This window comes from Streptomyces sp. SP17BM10, from assembly GCF_036322405.1.
GTDB lineage: Bacteria > Actinomycetota > Actinomycetes > Streptomycetales > Streptomycetaceae > Kitasatospora.
Genome location: NZ_JAQYXB010000036.1, coordinates 1 through 331, shown reverse-complemented (window position 1 = coordinate 331; position 331 = coordinate 1). Strand labels below are relative to the sequence as shown.

General features: G+C 73.7%; 1 pseudogene. It reads left to right on the top strand.

The annotated features are described in order from the left end of the window. Positions 1–331: pseudogene (locus PUR71_RS00110) on the top strand (3-phosphoshikimate 1-carboxyvinyltransferase); the annotation flags it as partial.

The window sequence follows — 331 nt, the reverse complement described above, 5'->3', positions numbered from 1 at the left end:
GCGTCAGCGCCGGCGGGAGCGGCGGACTGCCGCGGCGGGTGGACGCCGACGGGCTGCGCGGTGGCGAACTCACCGTGGACGGCCGGCACAGCAGCCAGTTCCTCTGCGGCATGCTGATGGCGGCGCCGCTGCTGCGCACTCCGCTGACGGTGACCGTGCGCGACCTGGGCAGCCGGCCGTACGTCGACCTGACCATCGAACTGATGCGGCTCGTCGGCGCCTCGGTGACCGAGGTGGACCCCGGCGTCATCGGGATCGGCACCGGCGGATACACGGCCACCGACCTGGCCGTCGAACCGGACGCCTCGACGGCCTCCTACGTCTTCGCGGC